Source organism: Type-E symbiont of Plautia stali (assembly GCF_059731115.1).
Genome location: NZ_AP035908.1, coordinates 155,201 through 178,265 on the forward strand (window position 1 = coordinate 155,201; position 23,065 = coordinate 178,265).

At 52.7% G+C, this 23,065-nt stretch carries 17 protein-coding genes and 2 pseudogenes; 10 read left to right on the forward strand and 9 right to left on the reverse strand.

Annotated features, from left to right (window positions below; genetic code table 11):
- Positions 1–175 precede the first annotated feature (175 nt).
- Both AC6I8L_RS25155 and AC6I8L_RS25160 read left to right on the forward strand, forming a co-directional pair.
- Positions 176–1,909, forward strand: a complete 1,734-nt coding sequence (locus tag AC6I8L_RS25155; protein ID WP_498014793.1) for an ABC transporter ATP-binding protein — start codon at positions 176–178, stop codon at positions 1,907–1,909.
- Positions 1,910–1,973: 64 nt separating this feature from the next.
- Positions 1,974–2,672: a hypothetical protein gene (locus AC6I8L_RS25160; RefSeq protein ID WP_236699813.1), complete on the forward strand. Its 699-nt coding sequence runs from the start codon at positions 1,974–1,976 to the stop codon at positions 2,670–2,672.
- Positions 2,673–2,765: 93 nt separating this feature from the next.
- Here AC6I8L_RS25160 and AC6I8L_RS25165 read toward each other — a convergent pair whose 3' ends face one another.
- Positions 2,766–3,143 (reverse strand): hypothetical protein, encoded by a 378-nt coding sequence (locus tag AC6I8L_RS25165; protein WP_058962504.1) that lies wholly within the window; start codon positions 3,141–3,143, stop codon positions 2,766–2,768.
- Positions 3,144–3,328: 185 nt separating this feature from the next.
- Between AC6I8L_RS25165 and AC6I8L_RS25170 the strand changes: the two genes are divergently transcribed.
- The 6 genes from AC6I8L_RS25170 to AC6I8L_RS25195 all read left to right on the forward strand — a co-directional run bounded on the left by AC6I8L_RS25170 (position 3,329) and on the right by AC6I8L_RS25195 (position 9,011).
- On the forward strand, positions 3,329–3,790 hold the full coding sequence (locus tag AC6I8L_RS25170) for a DUF6130 family protein (RefSeq protein ID WP_058962503.1): 462 nt from the start codon (positions 3,329–3,331) through the stop codon (positions 3,788–3,790).
- An 18-nt stretch (positions 3,791–3,808) separates the two neighbouring features.
- Positions 3,809–4,804, forward strand: a complete 996-nt coding sequence (locus AC6I8L_RS25175; protein WP_082678170.1) for an alpha/beta fold hydrolase — start codon at positions 3,809–3,811, stop codon at positions 4,802–4,804.
- Between the two features lie 69 nt (positions 4,805–4,873).
- Complete coding sequence (locus AC6I8L_RS25180) at positions 4,874–5,614, forward strand: response regulator (protein WP_283227444.1); 741 nt, start codon at positions 4,874–4,876, stop codon at positions 5,612–5,614.
- A complete protein-coding gene (locus tag AC6I8L_RS25185; RefSeq protein ID WP_058962450.1) occupies positions 5,611–6,921 on the forward strand; it encodes an ATP-binding protein in 1,311 nt (436 codons plus the stop codon). The genes AC6I8L_RS25180 and AC6I8L_RS25185 overlap by 4 nt, the downstream gene beginning before the upstream one ends.
- A gap of 137 nt (positions 6,922–7,058) precedes the next feature.
- Entirely contained in the window at positions 7,059–7,811 is a 753-nt protein-coding gene (locus AC6I8L_RS25190) for an alpha/beta fold hydrolase (RefSeq protein ID WP_058962449.1), read from the forward strand.
- 9 nt (positions 7,812–7,820) lie between these two features.
- Positions 7,821–9,011 (forward strand): cytochrome c biogenesis protein/redoxin, encoded by a 1,191-nt coding sequence (locus tag AC6I8L_RS25195; protein ID WP_058962448.1) that lies wholly within the window; start codon positions 7,821–7,823, stop codon positions 9,009–9,011.
- Positions 9,012–9,092: 81 nt separating this feature from the next.
- On the opposite strand, the gene AC6I8L_RS25200 is transcribed toward AC6I8L_RS25195, so the two are convergent.
- Positions 9,093–10,511 (reverse strand): aldehyde dehydrogenase family protein, encoded by a 1,419-nt coding sequence (locus AC6I8L_RS25200; protein ID WP_058962447.1) that lies wholly within the window; start codon positions 10,509–10,511, stop codon positions 9,093–9,095.
- A 102-nt stretch (positions 10,512–10,613) separates the two neighbouring features.
- Here AC6I8L_RS25200 and AC6I8L_RS25205 point away from each other — a divergent pair, with 102 nt between their 5' ends.
- Complete coding sequence (locus tag AC6I8L_RS25205) at positions 10,614–11,510, forward strand: LysR family transcriptional regulator (protein WP_498014796.1); 897 nt, start codon at positions 10,614–10,616, stop codon at positions 11,508–11,510.
- Positions 11,511–12,265: 755 nt separating this feature from the next.
- A pseudogene (locus tag AC6I8L_RS25210) lies at positions 12,266–13,296 on the forward strand (IS630 family transposase).
- A gap of 60 nt (positions 13,297–13,356) precedes the next feature.
- On the opposite strand, the gene AC6I8L_RS25215 reads toward AC6I8L_RS25210, so the two are convergent.
- The 7 genes and pseudogenes from AC6I8L_RS25215 to AC6I8L_RS25245 form a co-directional block, all read right to left on the reverse strand.
- On the reverse strand, positions 13,357–15,231 hold the full coding sequence (locus tag AC6I8L_RS25215) for a hypothetical protein (protein WP_498014798.1): 1,875 nt from the start codon (positions 15,229–15,231) through the stop codon (positions 13,357–13,359).
- Between the two features lie 396 nt (positions 15,232–15,627).
- A complete protein-coding gene (locus AC6I8L_RS25220) occupies positions 15,628–16,965 on the reverse strand; it encodes an RES family NAD+ phosphorylase (RefSeq protein WP_167347149.1) in 1,338 nt (445 codons plus the stop codon).
- A 189-nt stretch (positions 16,966–17,154) separates the two neighbouring features.
- A pseudogene (locus AC6I8L_RS25225) lies at positions 17,155–18,114 on the reverse strand (IS630 family transposase).
- 310 nt (positions 18,115–18,424) lie between these two features.
- Positions 18,425–19,516 (reverse strand): NADH:flavin oxidoreductase/NADH oxidase, encoded by a 1,092-nt coding sequence (locus AC6I8L_RS25230; RefSeq protein ID WP_058962525.1) that lies wholly within the window; start codon positions 19,514–19,516, stop codon positions 18,425–18,427.
- A 159-nt stretch (positions 19,517–19,675) separates the two neighbouring features.
- Positions 19,676–21,004, reverse strand: a complete 1,329-nt coding sequence (locus AC6I8L_RS25235; protein WP_058962526.1) for an NAD(P)/FAD-dependent oxidoreductase — start codon at positions 21,002–21,004, stop codon at positions 19,676–19,678.
- 12 nt (positions 21,005–21,016) lie between these two features.
- A complete protein-coding gene (locus AC6I8L_RS25240) occupies positions 21,017–21,721 on the reverse strand; it encodes an SDR family NAD(P)-dependent oxidoreductase (protein WP_498014801.1) in 705 nt (234 codons plus the stop codon).
- 16 nt (positions 21,722–21,737) lie between these two features.
- A complete protein-coding gene (locus AC6I8L_RS25245; RefSeq protein WP_058962455.1) occupies positions 21,738–23,060 on the reverse strand; it encodes an NAD(P)/FAD-dependent oxidoreductase in 1,323 nt (440 codons plus the stop codon).
- Between the last annotated feature and the right edge of the window lie 5 nt (positions 23,061–23,065).

A 23,065-nucleotide genomic window follows, 5' to 3' on the forward strand; every position in this document is an offset into this window, starting at 1 on the left:
CTTAACTGCTGCTGTCTGGCAACTGTACACGGCACGGAAGGCATGGCTAGCGTATGGTTAAGGTCTGTTTCAAGCACCTGGGATGGAAAAATGATGGACGAGGGTTGTATATCGGGAACTGTTTAGTACCAAAATTTAATGAAACTTCTGGCTTCGAAATAACAAGGAAGACGCTATGTTGCGCCGATTTTTTAATTACTACCTTCCCTACAAACGTCTATTTTTTCTGGACTTTGGTTGCGCCATTGTCGCCGGGTTGCTGGAACTCTCCTTTCCCATGGCAGTCCGGATGTTTATTGATAAATTACTCCCTGCGCAAAACTGGGAGCTCATCTTGCTTGCCTCATTGGCATTATTAGCTATATATCTGATTAACACTGGCCTTATGGCCATCGTGAATTACTGGGGGCATGCATTAGGCGTTGGTATTGAAACGGATATGCGCCGGGAAGCTTTTGAACACCTGCAAACCCTTTCGCTCCGTTATTACGATAATACGAAAACCGGTCATATCATCACGCATGTGACCAAGGACCTTGAAGAAGTCGGCGAGATAGCCCATCACGGTCCGGAAGATCTGTTCCTTGCCGTGATGACCTTTATCGGCGCATTTATTCTGATGGCCAATATTCATCTCAATCTGGCATTGATCACGCTGGTTCTCGTACCGGGCATGGTCTGGCTGGTCAGTCGTTACGGCCGGCAGATGACGCAGACATGGCAAAATCTTTTTCACCAAGTGGGGAATTTTAATACCCGTATTGAGGAAAGCATCGGGGGGATTCGCGTCGTCAAAGCTTTTGCCAACGAACAGCAGGAAACCCGACTGTTTGCCAAAGACAACGCGCTCTACAAAAAGACCAAACTGCGCGCTTACCGGATTATGACCACCAGCATGACCTTAAGCTACCTCTCAACGCGCTTAACCCAGTTGGTCATCATGGTGGCTGGCACGGCTTATGTGCTGCGAGGCGAGTTGAGCTATGGCGGTTTTGTCGGTTTTCTTTTGCTCACCGAGGTCTTCTTCCGCCCGGTCGAAAAAATCTCTGCGGTGCTGGAGAGCTATCCAAAAGGGATCGCGGGATTTCGCCGTTTCACCAATCTGATCGATACCCTGCCTGATATTGTTGATCGACCCGATGCCCAGGCCGTTACGGCCCTCAAGGGAGACATCATTTTTGATCATGTCACTTTCGGTTATAGCGACACACCAGTACTGAAAGACATCACGCTGACGATCAAACCCGGGGAGACCGTGGCATTCGTAGGGCCAAGTGGAGCAGGCAAAACAACACTTTGTGCACTGATCCCACGGTTTTACGATGTGCAGGATGGCGCCATTCGTATTGATGGGATTGATGTGCGTGATTACCAGCAACGCGCATTGAGGAATCAAATAGGCATCGTGCAACAGGATGTCTTTCTGTTTGGCGGCACCATCCGCGAAAATATTGCGTATGGCAAACTGGACGCCAGTGAAGATGAAATCTGGCAAGCCGCGAAGCGTGCCCATCTCGATAGTCTGATACAAAGCCTGCCTGACGGATTAGATACCGTCGTGGGTGAACGTGGGGTGAAACTTTCAGGAGGTCAAAAACAGCGTCTGTCGATTGCCCGCGTATTTTTGCGTAATCCCCCTATTTTGATCCTTGATGAGGCCACCTCGGCGCTGGACACGGCCACCGAGCAATCCATTCAGCAATCGCTGAATGAGCTTTCGCAAGGCCGCACTTCACTGATCATCGCTCACCGTCTCTCTACCATTCAACATGCTGACCGCATCGTGGTGGTGGGTGAGCAGCAGATCCTGGAGGAAGGCAGCCACGATGCGTTAATGGCTAAGCAAGGTGTCTACGCCACGCTTTATCAGGCACATCTGGCGGGAAAATCGCTGCCGGCTAACGCATAAAATGAGAAGGAAATAACTCAGACATCAATATAATAAGCGCGCTAATTATCATGAAGAGATTTCCATGCGCGAACACATTAGACTTTTGAGCCGCCAATGTGCGGCTATTTTATTTTTTGCCATTTTTATAACCCTGATGATGTCGTCGATCTATATAGACGTAAACTGGATGCATAACGCTTTGCATGAATCATCAATAACTGAACTTGCTCAGGAAGTGATGCTGGCTTTAATTGCAGGTGGATTTTTCTTTTCGGCGTCACGCCGTCCTGAACTACGCGGTGCGCTTATTCTCATCGGCGGTTTTTACACATGTATGTTAATCAGGGAACTCGATTTTATCTTCGATATGATATTTCATGGCAGCTGGGTCATTTTTGCGCTGCTGACAGCATTGGCAAGCCTGGCAACTGCAATGAAAGCGCCAGAAAGCATTCTTTCAGGATTGGTCAGATTTACCGGGCATAAAACCTGGCTGATGACAGCTACAGGATTATTAATCGTGCTGGTATTTTCCCGGTTATTTGGTATGCATCAGCTGTGGCAAAATCTTATGCTGGACGGCTATAACCGCGTGGTAAAAAACATGGCGGAAGAAGGTACAGAGCTATTGGGTTACAGCATTTGCTTCCTGGCATCTGCCAACTACATATGGTCGACGCGACCCGCTGTAGTGCAGGATAAAATAAGTGATGACGATGCTTACCGCGACCATGCGCAACCGCCCTTCCGTCACTTAACGGACGCACGGCACCCGCAATAAAGCTAATCAGGATAATCGGTGCGCATTTATGCGCACCTCACGATAATCACGGTTATCCGCGTGGATTTCGCCTGATGGCGAAACGAACAAGGATCAGGGTTCAATTTCGAACGGCCCGGTATAATCGAAGTAACCGTTATAACAATCTAAATAAACATGCGCAGAGTAATGCCCTTTCTCGCCAAATACCTTCAGTTCACCAGACCAACTGTTGTCGGAAAACGTTGGGTTTGTCTCAAACCGAATGCTGGACAATCCAATCGAATCCATTCCTTCACCCTCAGCGGCCGTTCTGAACCATGACTTGATGAAACTGGTTTTGATCTGTGAGTCAGTCAGCTTTGTACATTCTTGTTGATACTCTTTACTTGCCGGAATAGCTTTGTGGAATGCCATGAGTATAAAAAGTGATGCCAGTGTGAGAACAACACCGATTAAGATCATGGATAGGGGGTAAAGCAACTTCTTCATGTTCACGAAATCCTTGTGAGTTTTCAGAAAAGCAGAAATTCAAAAAAATTATAGTCGTTTTGTATCGCAGTGTATCTGTCTGCTGCACGCATACACCGCGTTGCACAACCCACCGTTCTGAACATATCCCACGTACATTGCCGTGTTCTTCTGTACGCACTCAACAACTGCGTAGAGATAACCCGATGTTAACCCGACTCCTGATTTCATCTTTCCTGATGGCCGCTTCGGCGACCTGTGCCTGGGCCGAAAAACTCAACGACCTCGGCGCCGCAGATGTACTGGGCGCTGCCGCCGTGGCACCACTCGATAATCCACAGCCTCCGGCGAAATTGATCGTGGACGCGCCGTTAGCGGGACCGCTGCGCAAGGGCGCGGTGTTCATCCAATATCGCGCTGAAAACCTGCGCATCGAGCCGGTTTTCGGTCCCGAAGCGCTAAAGGTGACTCCACGCATTGGCCATATCCACGTAATCGTTGATAGCAACCCGTGGCACTGGGCGGATACCAGCGGCGAACCGATCATTTTGGTTGGACTGCCCGCTGGGCCACATAAGGTGAAGATTATTCTCGCCGATCCCACGCATAAACCTATCGATAGCAAAACCATTCACTTCATCGTGCCTGCGCAAGCTGCACATCATTGATTATTCGAGGAAAATATAATGAAAAAAATCTTCCGTCAATCGCTGCTGGCTGCACTGGTGTTAACCGCAACGACCTCTGCCTTTGCCGCCACCTCAACGGAAACGGATTATGCTGCCGCTTTCAATACTATTCATCAGGTGAAAGCAGGCGTGCTGAACGTGGGTTACGTCGATATCGGTCCACGCGATGGACAGGCCGTGATTCTGCTGCATGGCTGGCCTTATGACATACAAAGCTATGCCAGCGTTGCGCCACAACTGGCGGCAAAGGGTTATCGCGTCATCGTGCCTTATCTGCGCGGATACGGCAGTACGCGTTTCCTCTCCGATAAAACCCCGCGCAATGGCCAGCCTTCGGCACTGGCTGCCGACACGGTGGCATTGATGGATGCGCTGGGCATCAAACAGGCGGTGTTTGGCGGCTTCGACTGGGGCGCACGCACGGCGGATATTGTGGCGGCACTCTGGCCTGAACGCGTGAAAGCATTGGTCTCAGTGAGCGGTTATCTGATCAGCAGCCAGGACGTTGGCAGAAAAGCTTTACCGCCGCAGGCGGAATTGCAGTGGTGGTATCAGTTCTATTTCGCGACTGAACGCGGCGCGCAAGGCTATGCGAAAAACACCCATGATTTTGCCAAACTGATTTGGCAGCAAGCCTCACCGGGCTGGAAATTTAGTGATGCCACCTTCAACGTGAGCGCTAAAGCACTGGATAATCCGGATCAGGTAGCGGTGACCCTCAGCAACTACCGCTGGCGTCTTGGCATGGAAAAAGGCGAGCAAAAGTATGATGCTTATGAGAGAAAGTTAGCCACCTTGCCGGTGATTAACGTGCCAACGATTACCATTGAAGGAGACAACAACGGTGCGCCACATCCGGCACCGCAGGCGTATCGCGCCAAATTCAGCGGCAAATATGAGCATCGGACGTTCACCGGCAACATCGGACATAATCCACCAGCGGAAGATCCGCAGGACTTTGTCAAAGCGGTGGTCGATGCCGCTGCGCTATAACAATGATTTTTCAGGGCCGGTATCCATGATGCCGGTCTTTTTTGCGTAGGTTGAAAACAGGAGGTTGTTTTGGAGCACATTGATCACATCCTGGTTGTCGATGATGACCGGGATATCCGTGAACTGATTACCGATTACCTCATCAAGTCCGGCTATCGTGCGACGGGCGCTGCCAATGGACGGGAGATGCGCGCGATGTTATCAGCGAATGCTATCGACCTGGTGGTGCTCGATATCATGATGCCAGGCGATGATGGCCTGACATTGTGCCGTCAGCTGCGCAGCGATCCCCAGCGAAACTTGCCGATTCTGATGCTCACCGCGCGCAGCGAGGATACCGACCGTATTCTTGGCCTGGAGATGGGTGCGGATGATTATCTGATCAAACCCTTTGTCGCCCGCGAGCTGCTAGCGCGCATCAAAGCCATTCTGCGCCGCACCCGCGCCTTGCCGCCAAATCTGCAAATCACCGAGGTCGGTCGTATTATCGCTTTTGGCGACTGGCAATTAGATACCTCTGCGCGACATCTCATCGATCACGAGGGCGTGATTGTGGCATTGAGTGGGGCTGAATATCGCCTGCTGCGCGTGTTTCTTGATCATCCACAGCGGGTATTAAACCGCGACCAACTATTGAATCTGACACAGGGCCGCGATGCCGAGCTGTTCGAACGATCCATTGATCTGCTGGTCAGCCGCTTACGCCAGCGCCTGCGTGATGATGCGCGTGAGCCCGCCTACCTCAAAACAGTGCGCAGCGAAGGTTATGTGCTGGCTGCACCGGTGATCATAAAAGAGGCGCATGAATGAAGCTTTGGCCGCGATCGTTACTGGCGCGACTGCTGATTATCGTGCTGGGTGGCTTGTTGCTGGCGAATGCCACCACCTTAGTGAGTTTGATGATCGAGCGTATGAGCAGTGCCAAAACGGTGATGCTCGGCAACCTCGAATATGATGTGGCAACCAGCGTCGCCATTCTCGACCGTCTCCCTGCGGCAGAGCGACCAGGCTGGCTGGCAAAACTGGAGCGCGGTAACTATCGCTATGAATTAACAAAAGGATTGCCTGGCCCTTATCCCAGTAGCTGGCGTGCACGGGATGCCGTCCGTTCCCTGCAGGAGAGCCTCGGTGGACGTTATCAGATGAGCATTCACGCCATTCCCGGCCCGCGAGAGCATATTCAGGTGCATCTGACACTCCACGATGGCGCGCCGCTGACGCTGGATCTCTGGCCGCGCATGCCCGCCATCGCGCGCTGGCTGCCAGCGGTATTAATCGGCCAACTGTTGCTGTTGCTGTGTTGTGCCTGGCTGGCGGTACGTCAGGTGGTGCGACCCTTCATGCGATTCACCCAGGCCGTCGAAGGGCTGAAACCCGCGTCAAACAGCGCGCAACTGATGCCAGAGAGTGGTCCGGAAGAAGTGCAACAGGCGGCGCGTGCGTTTAACGCCATGCAGACGCGCATTCAGGATCATCTAAAAGAGCGAGCCCAGATTCTGGCGGCGATCTCCCACGATCTGCAAACGCCGATTACCCGCATGAAGCTGCGCGTGGAGATGTCGGAACAGCCGGAATTGCGCGATAAATTACTCGGCGATCTCGATAACATGAGCCGCTTAGTGCGGGAAGGCATTGCCTATGCGCGCTCATCGGAAGTGCTGGAGGAAGCGCGGCAGGTCGTGAGTCTGAATGCGTTTCTCGACAGTATTGCCTACGACTATCAGGACATCGGCAAAGCGGTCAGTTTCACGCCCTGTCACGGCAGAGATAATTTTGCCGTCAGGCCTCAAGCGCTGCGCCGCATCATGACCAACCTGATTGATAACGCGCTGAAGTTTGGTAGCGAGGCTGGCATTGTACTGAGCGCGCCGCAAGGGGATCGGGTAGAGATTCACTTACTGGATAACGGACCGGGTATTCCTGAAGCGGAACTGCAGGCTGTGCTGGAACCTTTCTATCGCGTTGAGAGTTCTCGCAATCGTCACACCGGCGGCACTGGATTGGGTTTGGCGATTGCCACGCAGCTGGTGGGTCAGATGTCCGGCACGCTGCATCTATCCAATCGACCTGAAGGCGGGCTCGACGCACACATCACTCTGCAACAAACCGATTTGTAGCCTTTTGTATCTGCGCCGCCCGTACACATACAGACTGACAATACGGGCGGTATCAGACACTTCGTGAACACATCAGCCTGGTTAAATGAGCGCACTGCTAAAGCACGCAGCCTTTTAACCACTGTCACGAGGTTCCTATGAAAGCATTGTCTCAACTCTTCGCCACTACCCTGCTGGCACTTTCAGTTACCCCCTTCGCGCAGGCCGATAATCTGCACTCGGTGGTACTTGTCCACGGCGCCTTCGCTGATGGAAGTAGCTGGAATCGCGTCATTGAACAACTGCAGGCCAAACATGATGAAGTGATTGCCGTACAGCTGCCGCTCACCTCACTGCAGGATGATGTCGCCGCCACGCAACGCGCCATTGCGCAGGCGCATGGCGACGTGGTGCTGGTCGGTCACTCATGGGGCGGTACGGTGATCACCGAAGCCGGTAATAACGATAAAGTCAAAGCGCTGGTATATGTTGCGGCCTTTGCGCCGGATAAGGGGGAATCCACGGCTGAACTGGCCGACAGCTATGCGGCTCCCCCAGGCAGCGCCAGGATCAGCAAAACGGCACAGGGATTTCTCACGCTCCCAGCCAATGTAGTAGCGCAGGACTTCGCGCCAGATGTGAAACCCGCACAGCAACGACTGCTTGCCGTGACGCAAGGCCCCATTCGTGCTGCCGCCTTTGGCGACAAAGTGACGCAAGCCGCCTGGGGGGAAAAGCCGAGCTGGTATCTGGTCAGCAGCCAGGATCGCATGATCAACCCCGATCTTGAGCGTGCGATGGCGAAAAAAATTCACGCGCACGTGAGTGTAGTCGCGGCAAGCCATGTGTCGATGTTGAGCCAGCCGGATAGCGTGGTGCGTGTAATCACCGCTGCGGTTAACGCCCATTAAGGAGGCCGTATGTCTTTCATTATTGCTTTCTTTGCAGGCATGTTGACGTTACTCAGCCCTTGTACCTTACCGGTGATTCCGTTTGTGTTTGCCAGCGTGCGCGGTCAAAAAGGGCAGTTGCTGGCACTGTTGAGCGGTATGGTGATGATGTTCACCGCCGTGGCATTGCTGGTGACAGTAGCCAGTGATTGGGTTGCCAGTGTCACGGCGGCTGGACGTTGGTTCGCGCTGGCCTTTCTGGCGGTAACCGCACTAACCTTACTGTCACCGCGTATTGCTCAGCATGTTACCCAATCCTTTGTGGCGTTGGGTAATCGCATCAATAATGCCAGCCATCGCCGTCGCGGTTTAACGGCCGCATTTTTGGCGGGGTTGGCGACCGGAATGCTGTGGTCACCCTGCGCCGGGCCGGTGCTGGGTGCGATTCTCAGCCTGGCCGTGGTGGGGAAGGATCCTGTCTCGGTTGGCCTTTTGCTGGCAGCCTATGGCAGCGGTGCGGCACTGATGCTGGCACTGCTTTACGTGGCAGGACGGGGATTAGTCACACGATTGCGGCCGGGTTTGGCATTCACTACACGTTTGCGCCAGGTGGCGGGGATATTCATGCTGGCAGCGGTCGCGCTGATCGCTAGCGGAACACAAGGTCAGTTACAGAGTGGCCCTGCGTTTGCACAGCATCTGGAGCAGCGTCTCAGTGAGTGGACACCTCGGCCCGCAACGACACCTCGCCTCGAACCTATCGTGATGCCAAAAACTCGCAGCGACCTGCCCTCACTGGATGGTGGTACGTCATGGCTGAACGGTTCACCGGTGAAGCCTGAGACATTAAAAGGCAAAGTGGTGTTGGTGGATTTCTGGACCTACGACTGTATTAACTGCCAACACACCTTGCCGCACGTACGTGACTGGGCCAACAAGTATCAGTCTCAGGGATTAACGGTCATTGGGGTTCACACCCCTGAATATCCGTGGGAACGGGATGAGAAAGCGGTGAACCGCGCGATCAAACAGTGGCAACTGCCGTATACCGTGGTAGCGGACAATAACTACAGCATCTGGAATCGTTTTGGTAATCAATACTGGCCCGCACATTATATTTTCGATGCGCATGGTCAGTTGCGGTACACCGCCTTTGGTGAAGGTAATTACGCGGAGCAGGAACGCGTGATTCAGCAGTTGCTCAAAGAGGCAAGGACGTAAATGCAGGTCGCCATTGCTGGCGACCTTGCTTGTACCGTCGCGATGATCGCAGGGTGCGCATTTCTGCGCATCCTGATCGGTTTAAGCAATCGTCACCGCGCGCGGTTCCAGAAAGGCACTGATACCCCATTGCCCCATTTCCCGACCTATTCCGGAATGGCCAAAGCCACCAAAAGGCGCGCGGGGTTCGTGCGCCAGCGTATTGATCATCACCCGGCCCGCCAGAATCTGCTCGCCCACGTCACGCGCATGCTGCTCATCTGCGCCGATCACCAGCGCGGACAGGCCATATTCCGTATCGTTAGCGATCGCAATTGCTTCCGCTTCATCGCGATAGCTGATGAGGCTGAGCACCGGGCCAAAGATCTCTTCACGGGCAATGCGCATCTGCGGGTTTACGTCGCTGAACAGTGTGGGCTTGATATACCAACCGTGAGTTAACCCATCCGGTCGTCCCGCACCCCCGCTCAACAGGCGCGCCCCTTCCTGCTCGCCGAGCCCAATATAGTGCTGTACCCGCTGCCACTGCTTTTCATTGATCATCGGGCCGATGGTGGTGCTGGCATCGGCGGGATCGCCGGAATGCTGTGCCTCAACTTCTGCCGCCAATGCACGTTCGAACTCGGCTTTGCGGGCTTCAGGCACCATAATTCGCGTGCCGGCAATACAGGCTTGTCCGCTATTGATAAATCCGGCCTGAACGGCAAGTTTTGCTGCGGTGGAGGCATCGGCATCCGGCAGGATCAGCGTCGGTGATTTACCGCCCAACTCGAGCGTGACGCGTTTGAACGTGTCGGCGGCCGTGCGCAAAATGGCTTTGCCTGTGGCGGTTGAACCGGTGAAGGATATTTTTGCCACCTTCTCACTGCGGCTGATGGCATCACCGACCTGGGCGCCACGTCCGGTGACGATGTTGAACAGGCCATCAGGCAAGCCGGCGCGGTGCAATGCCTGGGTGATCACCTCGGTCTGAATCAGGCTATATTCACTGGGCTTAATCACTGTCGTGCAACCCGCTGCCAGCGCAGTCGCCAGCTTGTGGCATATAAAGCCCGCGTTGCTGTTCCAGGGGGTAATGAGTCCGGCGACGCCAAGCGGCAGCATCTGGACACGGGCGCGCCCGGCTTGCTGTATAAATGGATAGGTTTTCAGTTCTTCCATCACCTGGAGAATGACATCCGCGGGATAGCTTGCCATCCACTGCGATCGTGATGAAGGTGCGCCATACTCCTCCAGGATGGCGGCGTGCAGGTCCGTTTCACGGCGCTTTACGGCGTCGTACATCTGCTCCAGCAGCGTGATACGCTCCGTGACTGAAGTGCGGGAAAAGGCGGGAAACGCTGCATGAGCAGCAGCAATAGCGCGTTCGGCATCCTGTTCATTTGCCAGACGCGCTTTGCCAATGACGCTGCCGTCGGCAGGCTTGATAATGTCCAGCCACTCGTCGCCGACAGGGGTAACAAAACGGCCATTAATGTAGATGTGTTCGATAACATGCATGACGCTGCTCCTGAGATGAATTGGCAGGAAAATTATCATGTTCTGTGTGCGGGAATAATCCGCGAAACCCTGCAAGGGGTATTACGTTTAACGGAATAATCAATGAGCCGAACAGGTATCACTGAACTGGAAATCATGCTGGCTGTCGCGCGGCGTGGCACCTTTAAAGCCGCTGCCAGCGAGCTGGAAATGTCCCCTTCTGCTGTCACCAACGCCATAGCCGCGTTAGAGAAACGTTTAAGCGTGCGCCTGTTCAACCGCACCACGCGCAGCGTGGCGCTGACAGATGCGGGACGCCGCTTTATGCAGAAGATCGCACCAGCGTTGGAAATTATTCGTAGCGCATCGGAGGAGGTCAGCAGCGAGCCTCACGATCCGGCCGGTATTCTGCGTCTTAATGTGCCCCCGGAAAGCTGTTCACTCTGGTACGAGTCAGTGCTCATCCCCTTTTTGCAGCGCTATCCGCGTATCCGTGTCGATATCTGCAGCCAGAGAGAGCGAGTGGATGTTGTGGCCGAGGGATTTGATGCCGGGATTCGTCTGGCGGAAGACATTCCCGCCGATATGATTGCGGTCAAGCTGACGCCAGATTTGCGCATGATTGTCGTCGCTGCACCGGATTATCTTGATCGTGTCCAGGCACCCACGCAGCCAGAGCAACTCAGCGAACACGCAACCTTGTGTATGCGCATGTCCGACGGCAGTCTTTATCGCTGGGAGTTGAGCCATCAGCAGCAATCCTACAAATTGCAGGGTGAACCCCGTTTTGCCGCGAGCGATTTAGCGTCCATGCACAAAGCGGCGATAGCCGGATTAGGGATTGCCTGTTTGTCGGAACGACATATTGCGGCAGATGTGCAGGCTGGAAGGCTGGTGCGATTGCTGCCTGAATGGCATGTCAATCTGGGTGCGCTCTGTCTCTATTATCAAGGCCACCGGCTGGTGCCGCCTGCGCTGAGAGCGCTGACAGAGTTTATTCGAAAGGGGGGCGATTTTTAAGGGAAGATTTTGTTTAAGTTTTTTCGGGAACATTAGAGATGGTAGTTGAAACATCTCATAGTCTGTACTGCGCCTCAGATACCCTATTTAGCATAATTAGCATTATCCGAAGCCATGTATCATATTGATTAATATCATCTTTATGAAGCTATCTAAGTTTACCTGACCGCTTCGGGCTACCTGTTAAGCATCCTGTGATGACAGGCTCTGCTGCGGAGTTTTTAACGATGAACGAACCTAACCAGCTCAAAGTTATTCAGAGCGACGTAAACCGGCGGCTTATAACCCTTCTCGCTGCTGAGTGTCTCAGCATTTCCGTCCGGAAACGTGTAACCACAAATTCAGCGATAAACACAGCACCAAGCTCTTGCTAAAGTGGGAGCCATGTCATCCTAGTCACTGCCTAGATTTTGGTCCAACATTATCCAGTGAGAAGCAAGTGTTGTTCTAAACCACAAGCTTACCAGCGCCGAGAGCGGAAAAGCCACAAGTAATCAGGTCTGTTGGCCGGGATTTCATTACTCCTCTATCTTTTAAGTAAACCCCAGCTTGACTATATTTGCGGCGAACATGCTGAATCGTCGTTGCTGCACCGGGATTGTCCACTGCCGCATCCATTGGCCGTAAAGCTCCAGTCCATTCCAGAGGTTGATGATAAGTAGGAAACGGTATAGTAGATCACTTGAGGGAACTCAGCCCGGATTGTGCGATCTGATCAATCGCCAAACATCACAAACCACCAACCGGACTGAGCGATGCCGATCATAACACCCATTCCCCGATACGAACGACGCCTGATGCAAAAAGCAATTCTTGAAACGCGCGATAAAAACCATGCCCGCAGGCTCACTGCCATTCTGATGTTGCATCGGGGCGACCGCGTCAGTGACGTTGCCAGAACGCTATGTTGTGCTCGTTCATCCGTTGGCCGGTGGATTAACTGGTTTACGTTGTCGGGTGTTGATGGATCAAAATCCTTGCCCGCAGGCCGTTCTCGTCGCTGGCCTTTTGAGCATATCTGCACATTGTTACGTGAACTGATTAAACACACACCCGCCGATTTTGGTTATCAACGCTCGCGCTGGAGCACTGAGTTGCTGGCAATAAAAATCAATGAGATAACCGGATGTCGGCTGCACGCCGGAACCGTACGTCGCTGGTTGCCAGTAGCCGGACTGGTCTGGCGCAGGGCCGCGCCAACCCTGCGTATCCGTGACCCGCATAAGGAGGAAAAGATGGCTGCAATCCATAAAGCGCTGGACGAATGCAGCGCAGAGCATCCCGTCTTTTATGAGGATGAAGTGGATATCCATCTCAACCCCAAAATCGGCGCAGACTGGCAGCTTCGCGGACAACAAAGCGCGTTGTCACGCCCGGCCAGAATGAAAAATATTATCTTGCCGGAGCCTTACAAAGCGGTACGGGAAAGGTAAGCTACGTGGGTGGGAACAGCAAAAGTTCATCGCTGTTTATCAACCTGCTGAAACACCTCAAGGCCACGTACCGGCGGGCAAAAATGATCACGCTTATCGTGGATAACGACATTATCCATAAAAGCCATGAAACACAGCGCTGGCTGAAAGCGAATCCAAAGTTCAGCGTGCTTTATCAGCCTGTCTACTCACCGTGGGTAAACCATGTTGAGCGGTTATGGCAGGCACTTCATGACTCGATAACGCGCAATCATGAGTGCCGTTCAATGTGGCAGTTGCTGAGAAAGGTTCATCGTTTTATGGAAACCATCAGTCCATTCCCCGGAGGAAAACATGGAGTGGCAAAAGTGTAGCGGTATTAGGCGCGGCTATTTAGGGCACAACCTCTAAGCTTTGAGGTGGAACAGTGACTTTTAGCTAATATCTTTTCGTATTCTTTGTATCAGTAAAGTATTGGATGACCCACCGCGGGTTAATTGAGAAAGCCTGTTAATGATTTCACTCTCATAGCTGTCCAGAAATCTGAGGGGCATATTCAGTGATTTAATGACCCAAGGTAGTAAAGCCACATAAGCACCGCCAGGAATCCCTCTATATTCCATATATGCACCTGCCGCGGTTGGTACCAGTCCGGCTATATCCATGCCTGAAATGCGATCCTCTCTTTTTTCAATTCTTTTAATCTCTTTATTCAGATTATAAATTTCAAATGCCAGTTCGTCTTTGGACAGCCCAGAGTATTTTGATAAGATCTCCGGGATTTTCTTTCGGCCATGTTCGCTCATGATATCGTCAAGTTCCAGAACGCCCATATCATTGCTGATGGTCAGCACCTCAGAAAGTAACGTTTTGACCTCGGACTCTCTTATCTTGTGAGTGGACGCTTGTACACCATTATAAATCCCATGAATAATTCGACACGCATTTAATTCAGAATACCCTGGATTATCAAATGGGAAATGATGTGCATTGAGCCCCTGTGCGAATTCAAAACTCATGGCGCTGGAAATTAGTTCAATAGAAAAATCCTTCCCCTGTTGCTTGTAGATATTGTCTGCAAATATACCTGCACCAAAGTGACTTAAACCCATTGCCCCTCGGAAATCTAATGAGTGCTCGAGGAAGGAACCATTATGCGATAATGTCTCTGCCAGAATTTTGAGGGCAAGATTTCCTGATTCCCAGCAGCTTTTCTGAATACGGTATTGCATGTCAGTATCAAAGGAGAAACCAAATAAACCGGTTTTTTTTCTGATCTCAATAAGAGACGCTGAGGCTAACCTCCTTGAAAACAGCACACAATCAGGATCAGCATTGAGCACATCGGCAATAAAAGCGAGGTCGTAGCGATGCAGGTTCTGATAAGTTACAAACTTCACGCGCCCTCTTTTCACAAGTTCTAAAAGTTCAGTCCGGTTAAGCCTGAAGGTTTCATAAAACTCATGGCACATTGAAGAATCAGCGAGCGGAGCGGCAATGATAACGGTATCGTAAAGTGAGAGATATTCACGTATGTTGTTTCTTTGAAAAACAGTAGCATCAACAAAACAGCTATTTACAGTATTCCTGAAAGATTCGGTCAGACAGTCCTCTCGTGACATGGAGACATCAGAAAAAACAGAAAACTTATTCTGAGACCAAAAATCCTGATCTTCTTGATACTTCTCTGACACTAATGTAGGGAGGACATTTCTCTGATAACTGCTTGAAATGAGCGTCAGATTTCCCGGCGACTTTCTGGCTTTTTCGATGTTAAAGTCATAATCTGGTAGGTCTTCATCAGTGTTGTTTTCATAGTTATATCCATAAAACCCCAGCCCTTCACAAATCAAAACAATGTCTTGGAATTCTGATTCAGTAACCTTTTTTTTAAAAGTGAATTTTAGCGTATTATCTACCCAACTAATTTTCACCTTAAACGGATGCCGTTCAAGAGGCAGTGACATATTCATTTTATTGTTGAAATCTGACACGTTGAAAAACTGTCCAAAGAGGTTCACTCTTTCAAACGTATTTCTTAAAGGCACCCTTATAAAACTCTCTTCTTGCTTTTCAACAAATAGAGGGCCAGGAACTCCGATTGTTCTGAAATTATGATCATATAACTTATTCACTTCCTGCAAGGAAAGACCAGATGCTGTTAGATTATTTACAACTGCATATAGATTGTTTTCATCATGAAATAAGCCAATGTGATCCAATTTATAATTTTCTAGAATGAAGGCCTCATAATTAGATTTTATAGTCTCAATTGCTGAGGGTAATGTCTTAATGTAATTAAAATCCATGATGTTTATCCTTCAAGTCAACTCAATTAAACGAGCATGAGACCAAATGAAATGACCAATCTCACTTCCGAATTTTTTCAGGTTTAAACATATAGCTTATAATATCCTGATAAAAATTCCACTCATCTTTTCGGGATAACCGTACGGAGCCGTAAGCACCGTACCTTATATCCATGCAGTGCCAGACGGCGTTTATTCATCACTTTCTCGAACCTTCCCGGGGACCCACACATATTTGTTGAAATTCGCACCTCATCTTTTAGACCATCCGCATGGGCTCTCAATATGTTATGGTTAATCAGGGTTTCGTATACATCTTTCATTTTACTCACAACCTATCCTTATTTAAGGTTCTTACATGAAACTGATTTCATCGTCTGAGTCTGTTCGGGACGGTTATTCAGGCTGCAAGGGGACTATAAGGGTTATTCCCGACTGGCTTGTCTCATAGCTGACCCCCTTCACTTTGTGAATCACAATCTGGTCAGACCTTATTTGCAGTGAGGGGTTTAATTTTTCAGAGAAGTATGAGAAGGAATATTTAGTTCTTTTATTTACCTCAACCTTTTCAATGGTCGGACTAAAAACCCAGCGATCATCTTCTACATTATCGTACAACTCAACCTGATAGGATCGGGAATTGGGTTCAGCTCCCATAATTCTGGCAGATTTGCTGAATAACACCACGTTCTGATGCTTTTCTCTCTCCCCCTTTCCTGTGGGGTGCTGAGTCGAATTAAAACTGATACCGTCAAGCCTGCTTTCTTCTGACTGCGACAGATATTCCGCCACGGCCTGTGTAATCAGGTAATCGTTCTCAGGATTCCTTCCGCTGGCCGGGAGAGTCAGTTTTCTCGCCAGGGTACGCATAAAATTTGCCTTGTCGTTCCGTATGGCCACCTGATCATCAAAGATGCTGCCTCCGACTTCCCTCAGGCTCTTCAGCGCGGAGATGTCCAGAATGCGCATCTCGCAAAGCGTTCTGAACGGCACCACCACTACGAAGCTGCCGACAACGGGCCTAACTTCTGCCACCGCAATCTCAGGCGAGGTGGAGCCGTAAAATACCGGTATGCCGCGTGCATTCATGCGGCCTGACGGGGCGAGATCGTGTGGGGGCGGCCCGAAATACCTTTCGGGATGCTGAAGTGCCTTTACCACGTCTTCCTCGTTCTCAAACACCCTTGCACGATAGAACGTCATATCGATGCCGGGCGTAAGGATCGCGCTCTGATTCTTCTTTGTCTGCAGCTTATCAATGTCGGTGAACAATTGGTCAAGAAAGTCTTTTACCTGGTGGTTAAAATATCGTGACTCTTTCTTTAATGACTCCTCCAGTTTCTCCCAGGCTATGCCTAGAGCATTTTCAGAACGGTTCACTTTGATGTAATTGTAGGTTTCGTCATAAATTATTTCGAGTCCATGTAAATCGTTATTTTCATCTTCGAGAGAACTGAGAAGATCTTTGGCTGCTTGCTCATCAACTGAAAGTTGATCCTGTATTATATCAACAGCGGGATCTCCAGCCTGGTGATAAAATGGCCCATCCTCGGGTTGCTCATAATGTTCCATAAACATCTTGTGAAGAATTGGAACTAATTCCTCAAGAGGTACATTCTTTTTTCTTTTCCGACAGTAGCTGCAGTTTCTTTTCGCTTTACCTGTATTCATAATCAACTTACTGATGTATTCCTCGCCCACACAGGCGTGACAGATATATTTTTCTTCGTTCATTATCATCCCGATGCCAGAGCCGTTACACAGAGTCTATGAATTCAGTCACAGAGTACCATTTATCGCCGGTAGGGAAAGGAGCAAACAGCAGCACGTAAGCTCAGGCCAGCCCCCGTCTCGTCATCCTCTCCTCTTTCCCGCATCGTATCAGGCATTCAGCGCAGAGAGCCTAAATAAGTCCTAATATCGCTACACTTTTGCCAGCCCGTGTTTTCCTCCCGGGAACGAGCTGACCGTTTTCATAAAGTGGCGTACTTTGCCCAGTAAATGCCACATTGTGCGACACTGATGATTGCGGGTTACGGTTTCGTGTAATGCCAGCCACAACCGCTCGATATGATTGACCCACGGCGAGTAAACAGGCTGATAAATGACTCTGAACTTCGGGTTTTCTTTCAGCCAGCGCTGCGTTTCCCGGCTCTTATGGATAATGTCGTTATCCACGCAGCGTGATGGTTTTTGCCCGCCGGTATGAGGCTTTCAGGTGCTTCAGCAGACTGATAAACAGCGCGGAGCTTTTGCTGCTGCTGCCAACATAACTGACCCGGCCAGTACCGGTGTAAAGGGCTCCGGCAAGATAATGCTTTTCATTCTGTCCCGGCGTGACCACCCGCTTTTGCTGACCACGGCGCTGCCAGTCGGCACCGATTTTTGGGTTCAGGTGAATATCCACCTCGTCCTCATAAAATACCGGATGCGTAAGGTAGGTGCAGCCCTGCGCCAGACCAGCCCGGCAGCGGGAAGCCAGCGCCGCACGGTGGAGGCATGCAGTCTGCAACCCGTTATTTCATTGATTTTTATTGCCAGTAGCTCCGTACTCCAGCGCGAACGCTGATAACCAAAATCACCGGGAGAACGCTCAGTGAGACGACTCAACAGCGCGCATATCTGCTCAAACGGCCAGCGATGCCCACATCCGGGTGAAAGTGATTTAAGGCCTTCCATGCCGTAAAGCGTGAACCAGTTGATCCAGCGTCCGACTGATGAACGGGCGCAGCAGAGCATTCTGGCGACATCGCTGACACGCTCCCCGCGATGGAGCATCAGCATGGCAATTACCCTGCGGGCGTGGTTTTTATCGCGGGTTTGATGAACGGTTTTCTGCATCAGTCGTCGTTCACTACGGGGTATGGGTGCTATGATCGGCATCGCTCAGTCCGGTTGGTGGTTTGTTTCTTTTTTGGCGATTGATCAGATCGCACAATTCGGGCTGAGTTCCATCAAAGTGATCTACTATTCGGAACACTTATTTAGCGTATAGCGTTTGTAGGAATAATACCCCTTACGCGACTTATCTTCTAACAACCGGCACATCGTGATTTTGTAACGAAGTAGACAAGGAGATTATCAGATGGCCAATGAGGTTCGTAGCCGTTGCAGGAAGGTATGATGTCCAGAAGGTTTACAATCTTAAGGACGATTAGCGGCTCCGAATGTAGAGCCGCCAGACTAATTAAAATTAAACCAGCGTCCCCTTCACACCGTGCGGTTCAGAACGCAAATACTGTGATGGAACCTTGACCTGCGCATTCAGTGCGGCAGCAGCCTGCCATGGCCAGTGCGGGTTGTAGAGCACGGCACGACCCAGCGCGACCAGATCCGCGTCCCCCTGCTCCACCACCGCTTCCGCCTGCTGCGGCTCGGTAATTAAGCCCACGCCGATAACTGGAATCTTCACCTGTTGGCGGATATCGCGTGCAAACGGCAGCTGATAACCGGGCCCCACAGTGATGCTTTGCTGTGGTGATAGCCCACCGCTCGACACATGCACATAATCGCAGCCCTGCGCTTCAAGTTGCTGGCTAAACACAATGGATTGCTCAACATCCCAGCCACCCTCAACCCAATCGCTGGCAGAGAGACGCACGCCAACCGGGATCGAAGCAGGTACGGCGGCACGTACCGCCGCAAACACCTCGAGTGGGAAACGTAAACGATTCTCCAGCGAACCACCGTATTGGTCCTGACGTTGGTTGCTCAGTTGCGACAGGAACTGATGGAGCAGATAACCGTGTGCCGCGTGGATTTCAATCAGCTCAATACCCAGACGCACCGCACGCTGCGCGCTATCCACAAATGCCCGTTTGATGCGTGCCAGCCCCGCTTCATCCAATGCGGTCGGTGCATGATCCTGCTCTGCAAAGCTGAGCGCTGAAGGAGCCACCGTTTGCCAGCCACCTTCACTCTCCGGCAGTTGATGCCCTCCCTGCCATGGCGCACGGCATGAGGCTTTGCGCCCGGCGTGGCCCAGCTGGATACCCAGACGGATGGGTGACCAGGCGCGAATGTCAGACAGCACGCTGTGTAACGCGACTTCTGTTTTGTCATCCCACAGCCCGAGATCTCCCGGCGAGATACGACCTTGCGCTTCAACGGCGGTGGCTTCCAGAATCAGCAATCCTGCGCCAGAAAGCGCCAGTGAACCTAAATGGATGCGGTGCCAGCTGCTGGCGCATCCCGCGTCGGCGGAGTATTGGCACATCGGGGCGATCACGATGCGGTTCTCCAGCTCAAGCTCTCCAATCTTTGCGGCACTAAATAGTTGACTCATCTTTATCCCTTAACGTTGTTAGCAGCAGCGCTGCACAGGTTCCTCCTAAGTTAACACCGTTCAATTAAGGGTGTTGTCACCAACTCTATTAATAGCCCATTATTTGCAACCCACCGGAAAGACGTGGCAGTCCTGGCCCTCTTACCGTTCAGCCCGTTATCACAGCCAGTGCTGCGCCCGAACCACTTCGCCATCGGTGAAACGGCTAAAACGAAATGCATGCGGATTCACCGACGGCGTGCTGCTGGTCACCAGGTCGGCCATAAGTTGCCCGGCCCCCGGTCCAATGCCAAAACCATGACCGGAAAAACCAGTGGCGAGGAACAAACCGGGCAGCGTATCGATAGCAGAAATCACCGGAATGGCATCCGGCAGGGTATCGATATAGCCGCCCCAGCTCTGTTCGATCGGTAATGTCCCCAACTGCGGCAACGTCTGCACCAGGTTACGGGCGATGGTGTTCACCACCGTCGCTTCCGGCAACGGAGACAGCACGCGGATGCGTTCATAGCGTGAGATTTTATCCGGCGTGCCTGGCTGCCAACGCGTCAGCTCTTGCCAGAAACGACTGCCGAGACGCAGGTTAATGTTCTGGCGCTCGGCGCGAAAGGCGGGCAGATACTGACGCGCAAAACGCAGACTGTCTGGCGTGATATCACTGATGCTGGTTGCGGAAGTGGCGACCGTCAGCCCGCCGTCCTGGCGTTTACGCAGCGCAACCTTGCCAAAGCTCACGCAGATGCCGGGGTCATAATCGGTCGGGCCGGTACGCAGCACGGTACTCAACACTTTGAGCTGCGGAAGCGTCAGGCCACAGCCCTGCATCAGGAGCCGTGACCACGCACCGCCGGCGACCACCACAGATTGGCAGCGAATGGTGCCGCGCTCCGTCATGACCTCACTCACTTTTCCCCCCGCGCGTTCGATACTCCGTACTGCGCAGTGCTGCTGCAGATTTAGCCCCAGTGCCTGAGCCGCTTTCACCATCGCCGGCGCCGCCTTCTGCGGTTCGGCACGACCATCCAGCGCGGTAAACAACGCGCCGTTAAAATCCCCCTGCAGACCAGAGAAACGCGACTTCAGCTTTGCACCGTCGAGCAGTTCGCTATGAATATCCTGCTGCTGCGCCTCACGGCACCACTGCTGGTAGCGCTGCCACTGTGATTCGGAGCGCGCGGCATAAGCAATTCCGGTGATGGCAAAGCCGGTGTCCTGCTGCACGCGCTGGTTCATCTCGCCCCACAGTTGCATGCTGAGGTTAATCAACGGCAGCTCACGCAGGTCACGCCCGGTACGGCGGCACCAGCCCCAGTTGCGGCTCGACTGTTCTGCCGCCACGCGCCCTTTCTCCAGCAGAACCGTCGGGATACCGCGTGATACCAGCGACAGCGCGGTGGCCACACCGATAATCCCGCCACCAATCACCACCACTTCTGTCTGCGTCGGGAAATCCGGCGACGAACTGACTAACTCTACATTGGGTCCCATATAATTTTGCCTCTAATACTGGTCTTCAACCGTCCAGTTAACCGGGATTTCCGCGATACTGGCGCTGTTCGGCAGCATCAACAAGGTGCGTACCAGCACGGCAATATCTTCTGGCTGAGTCATTTTTTCCGCCGGAATCTCGGTCAGTGCAGTGCCCATATCCGTGGCGACAAATCCAGGACAGATAGCGGTGGCGCGAATGCCATCCTGATCGCCGACTCGACGCAGGGCGTGAGCCAGTGCCAGTGCCGCAAACTTGCTCATCGCGTACAGCCCGGACTGCGCCGACTTCACCCGCTTTCCGGAGAGCGACACCAGCATTACCACCCGCCCTTCACCACTGAGCGCCAGGTACTGCCAGGCTTTGCGGCTGAGACGCATCGGCGCTTTGACGTTGACTGAGAATTGGGTATCGAATTCTTCGTCGCTGGCCTCCAGCACGGAACGTGGGATCATCACTCCGGCGTTGTGGATCAACGCATCAATGCGTCCAAACTTCGCCATCGTCTGGGCTATCCAGTCTTCGTCACTGGCAGGGTCGAGCGCGTCATAGCGGCAGTTTATCTGGCTGTCGAGATGAGGATTACCAACGTCCTGCGGTGCTCTGCAGCCCAGGCTCACCGCCCATCCCGCGTTAAGCAATTCGGTGGCAATTGCCGCACCGATACCCCGGCTGGCTCCGCTGATCATTGCCACACGCTGTGTTGTTGCTACCATCTCTGCTCCCCCGTTTTCATGCATAAGGCGGCAACGCCGCTCCCTGTAATGTGCTGCGTAACCAGTCGCGGCTGCGATACCAACGCAGCGTGAGCTGCGGGCCGAACCCCATCCAGAAGGGTGCGCGGTGCAGCGGTTCGATTTTGAGCGCCAGCTGGTTTTCTGGTAAGTCGAGTGCCCACTCGCTGAAGATCGAACCCAGCATGCTGCCGGTGGGTACGCCGCGCCCGGAGAGCCCGGTTACCGCCACCACGCCCGGCGCCAACTGGTACAGGCGTGGGATGGTGCGCTGTTGCATATCCAGCTCGCCAAACCACAGATAGTCCCAGCGCAATGGTTCTGTTATTTGCGGATGTAACCACTTCAGGCGCTCGCTCATTATCTGGTGCGTCAGCGTCATATCGCGCCCGCGCTGGCCCATCGGGAACATGGAAGCGACGATGCGTCCTTCGGCGTTGTACTTGTAGACATAGATGTCACCACGCCCGTCATGCAGAGTAGTGTTTTCTGGCAATACGCTGCGGCGCGTGGCGGCGCTTAGCGGTTGAGTGGCGGCGACAAATACCTTCATGATCTTGAAACTGTGCTCCAGCTGCGGCCAACCCGCCACGGTATAAGCCCCGGTGGCGAAAATCACCTTCTCTGCCAGCACGCTGCCTTGCGCGGCTTTTATCCGCCAGCGCTGACCGTGCTTCACGACCTCGCTGACTGCCGAACCGGTATACATCCGCCCACCTTCCTGTTGCACGGCGCGCGCCAGTCCGCGTGCATAGCCGAGCGGATTAAGGTGCCCACCTTCCGGGTGATACCATCCGCCGTAAAAGCGCGGGCTGCCGCTCATCGCTTCGGCTTCCTTCGCCGTCAACAAACGGGTATTCGCTCCAGCGGCGTTATAGTCACGCACTTTCTCAGCAATGGTTTTCAGTGCGCCAGGATACGCTGCCGCCTGGATATAGCCGTTCTGCTGCCATTCACAATCAATCTGATAGCGGTCGATCATCGCCGTCACACGTTGATTGGCCTGCGTCTGACGGGTAATGAGCCGCTCTGCCCAAGGCGCGCCGAGCAGCTTATGCAGCTGAGGCAGGCTGAAGTGGGTAAAAGTTGGCGTACAGTGCCCGGCGTTACGCCCGGAACCGCCGAACCCAGCTTTCTGTGCCTCAAGTAACACTACCGACACGCCCTGCTGCGCCAGCTCCAGCGCGGTGGTCAATCCGGTGTAGCCACCGCCGACCACGCAGACATCGGCCTGCACCTCACCAGCCAGCACGAGGCTTTCCGGGGCGGCTGCGGCCGTAGCGAACCATAACGATTGTTCAAATGGGGAAAAACGCGCCATGCTCT

Coding starts and splice junctions, on each gene's coding strand:
- AC6I8L_RS25155 (WP_498014793.1), top strand. CDS start 176: ATGTTGCGCCGATTTTTTAATTACTACCTTCCCTACAAACGTCTATTT.
- AC6I8L_RS25160 (WP_236699813.1), top strand. CDS start 1,974: ATGCGCGAACACATTAGACTTTTGAGCCGCCAATGTGCGGCTATTTTA.
- AC6I8L_RS25165 (WP_058962504.1), bottom strand. CDS start 3,143: ATGAAGAAGTTGCTTTACCCCCTATCCATGATCTTAATCGGTGTTGTT.
- AC6I8L_RS25170 (WP_058962503.1), top strand. CDS start 3,329: ATGTTAACCCGACTCCTGATTTCATCTTTCCTGATGGCCGCTTCGGCG.
- AC6I8L_RS25175 (WP_082678170.1), top strand. CDS start 3,809: ATGAAAAAAATCTTCCGTCAATCGCTGCTGGCTGCACTGGTGTTAACC.
- AC6I8L_RS25185 (WP_058962450.1), top strand. CDS start 5,611: ATGAAGCTTTGGCCGCGATCGTTACTGGCGCGACTGCTGATTATCGTG.
- AC6I8L_RS25190 (WP_058962449.1), top strand. CDS start 7,059: ATGAAAGCATTGTCTCAACTCTTCGCCACTACCCTGCTGGCACTTTCA.
- AC6I8L_RS25195 (WP_058962448.1), top strand. CDS start 7,821: ATGTCTTTCATTATTGCTTTCTTTGCAGGCATGTTGACGTTACTCAGC.
- AC6I8L_RS25200 (WP_058962447.1), bottom strand. CDS start 10,511: ATGCATGTTATCGAACACATCTACATTAATGGCCGTTTTGTTACCCCT.
- AC6I8L_RS25205 (WP_498014796.1), top strand. CDS start 10,614: ATGAGCCGAACAGGTATCACTGAACTGGAAATCATGCTGGCTGTCGCG.
- AC6I8L_RS25215 (WP_498014798.1), bottom strand. CDS start 15,231: ATGGATTTTAATTACATTAAGACATTACCCTCAGCAATTGAGACTATA.
- AC6I8L_RS25220 (WP_167347149.1), bottom strand. CDS start 16,965: ATGAACGAAGAAAAATATATCTGTCACGCCTGTGTGGGCGAGGAATAC.
- AC6I8L_RS25230 (WP_058962525.1), bottom strand. CDS start 19,516: ATGAGTCAACTATTTAGTGCCGCAAAGATTGGAGAGCTTGAGCTGGAG.
- AC6I8L_RS25235 (WP_058962526.1), bottom strand. CDS start 21,004: ATGGGACCCAATGTAGAGTTAGTCAGTTCGTCGCCGGATTTCCCGACG.
- AC6I8L_RS25240 (WP_498014801.1), bottom strand. CDS start 21,721: ATGGTAGCAACAACACAGCGTGTGGCAATGATCAGCGGAGCCAGCCGG.
- AC6I8L_RS25245 (WP_058962455.1), bottom strand. CDS start 23,060: ATGGCGCGTTTTTCCCCATTTGAACAATCGTTATGGTTCGCTACGGCC.